The organism is Salegentibacter sp. 24 (assembly GCF_004362395.1).
In the GTDB taxonomy this organism is placed as follows: domain Bacteria; phylum Bacteroidota; class Bacteroidia; order Flavobacteriales; family Flavobacteriaceae; genus Salegentibacter.
The window spans coordinates 1-2,589 of the sequence record NZ_SNWE01000049.1 but is presented as its reverse complement, the minus strand read 5'-3'; the positions used below and the strand labels follow the sequence as shown (position 1 = coordinate 2,589).

The following is a 2,589-nucleotide window of genomic DNA, read 5'->3' as shown; positions in this document are numbered from 1 at the left end:
CACTGCACTTATACAATAAATTCCAACTAAAAAATAAACATAAAAACCTGTAATTTAAATCGTTATATAGGTGAAAATAGAAAATCAGCAGGCCCGAAGTAACACTGAAAATATCGTTACTATAATATCCGGTCACATTCAATTCATCATTATTATCAAAATTATGATTGTATTTGGCCACACCATCATAAAAGGAAGCCTGACTATTTTGCAAAAAATCCTCACCCGTCAAATTTAGGATCCAATCAGAATATGTTCCCCGGCCACCAACTATAAGGCTAGATTTTCCCTGAATAATTGGAATTTCAAGAGTTAGATTTCCGGTCACAGGACCGATAGAAACTTCACCAGCAAACTTCTCCTTATTTGCATTCTTAGTAGTAATATCGAAAACTGAAGATAACCTTCCGCCATATTCAGCAGGTATACTTCCCTTATAAATATTAACATTCCCAGTGGTAAAGGGATTTAAACCAGAAAATATCCCAAAAAAGTGAGAAGGGTTATAAATGACAGCTCCGTCGAGTAAAATTAAATTCTGATCGGTCTTTCCTCCTCTTACATTATAACCGCTAGCTCCTTCCCCCGCGGTGGAAATACCAGGCAAGGTAGTTGCAACTTTTAAAATATCACGTTCTCCCAAAACTAGTGGGATAGTTTTAATTTCTGCTACATTAATTTTTTCCACACCTGTTAAGGCGTTTCTAATATTATCTCTAGCATTGGCATTCACCAAAACTTCATTCAGTTCTTCAAAACTTTGTTTTAACTCAAAATTTAATTTCCCCTCGTTATAAACGACAAGTCGTTTTTTCACCTTATCCACTCCTAAAGCTTGAGTTTCAATGATATTTACACCTTTTGGTAATGCAATCTGATAATACCCATGGAGGTCTGTTACCGTTCCTATATTTTTTTTAGAGACCAAAATATTTAAACCGGAAATAGGTTCCCCTTTTGCTGACATTACCCTTCCTGAAATCTTGTAGGTATTTTGATTATCTCCAGGGTTTTCTTTTCCTATTAATATCGTTTCAATAACTTCATTCTCCAAATTATTGTTACTATAAAAAATCGGATCCGGTATTTTTATATTCTCTTCTTTAGCGATTTGATTATCTTCATTTCCTAAGGCTAAAAATCCTTTGGGAAGTCGATTATAGATAAGGCTACCGCGAGTTAGAATAATCCGATCATCTTTAAAAAAGTAATTAATATTTGTTCCTTTTAGGATATCGCTTAGAACTTTTTCAAAATTTCCACTATAGTGACCGTTTAATTTAGTAAAATCAAACCAATCTTCATTAAAAAATATTTTATAGTCCGAGTTTTTCTCTAATGCAATTAATATTTCTGGAATAGTTTTACTTTTTACCTCTATGGAAACACGGCTATTGTCTGATTGAGCAAAAGTTATATGGAAAAAAATTAAAAATAACAGTAGTATTAGTATTCTCATTCTTTAAATTTCGTGTTTGAAATTATGGAATTTATTTTAGTAGCTAGATTTTTCATGAAATTATCTGAATTATCTTGGCGTATCGACCGGTTATTTCTATAAAAATCCCTTATTTCATTTTTTAAATCAGGAAAAAAACCATAAAGATTTCTTTTGTTTTCTAATTCAAAAACTTCATTCTGAAATTCGAAATAATATGCCGCCTTAGCCTTTTCAAACTCGTGATAAACAACCTGTCTATCTCGAAGTTCCTTCATTTTCATCTTATGCTTTTTATAAATTTTCAATTTATTTTCATCAGCTAATATTTCAAAGAAACCCGAAATTTTGGGATTGTTAAGAGCATTTAGATAAATAAACTGATGTTCGTTTATAGTAAATTCTTGCACTCTGTTGTCAACCAATTGAAAAATAGAACTCTTTTGGTTGTACTGAGGATTTACTATAACTACATCCTTATATATGTTATACTTAATCGGCACGTTATAAAAAGTCTGGCCGTTATAGGTAATAGTTGCTTCCCGAAAATCGCGAGATCCAAAAAATTGGTCCAATTCGTTTATAACTCGATGGGTCTCAATATATTCTATACCTTTAAATAAATTAGAATTTTCAATTCCAGTTTGCTCATCATACCAAGAATAAAATTTTTCTTGTGAATAACCCTTAGAAAAAGATAAGAGAGCTAGCATGTATCCTAGAAAGAATAAGAAGCAATTTTTAATCATTCAGTAATTATTAGATGAATATTCTGAATTTATTTTATAAAAATAGAAAAATGAATATCATTATTTGATTTTTAAAGAAATTAATTTTAATCATTATTATTTAAGAAAAATAAGACCGGACTAACTATTGATAACGAATCCATTACTGCAGATTTAATTTCTGATCACATGGCTAAGGAAGTCAATCAATTAGCCAAACTCTATTTAACCCCTTTCAAAGACAAGGTAAATCTCTATAAAATAATGGCAATCCAATGAATTCTACCAGAAAAAATATATAAAAATAGATACAGTTCTACCTGAACAATGATCATCCCCCAAAAATTAGGACAGTAAGTTAAGTTCAAAAATAACCTTAATTTTACTGTATTATGACACGAAGAAAATTCACATCCAAGTTTA

Annotated in this window: 2 protein-coding genes; both read right to left on the bottom strand. The window is 30.7% G+C overall.

What is annotated here, in order from left to right; translation table 11 throughout:
- On the bottom strand, positions 1 to 1,459 hold a 1,459-nt coding region (locus DET49_RS18285; RefSeq protein ID WP_166636621.1), incomplete at its 3' end, for a carboxypeptidase-like regulatory domain-containing protein.
- Positions 1,456 to 2,151: a hypothetical protein gene (locus DET49_RS18280; protein WP_133550289.1), complete on the bottom strand. Its 696-nt coding sequence runs from the start codon at positions 2,149 to 2,151 to the stop codon at positions 1,456 to 1,458. The genes DET49_RS18280 and DET49_RS18285, both read right to left, overlap by 4 nt.
- Between the last annotated feature and the right edge of the window lie 438 nt (positions 2,152 to 2,589).

Bases quoted from the DNA above. Each gene is read 5' to 3' on its own strand.
- DET49_RS18280 (WP_133550289.1), bottom strand. From the start codon at position 2,151: ATGCTAGCTCTCTTATCTTTTTCTAAGGGTTATTCACAAGAAAAATTT.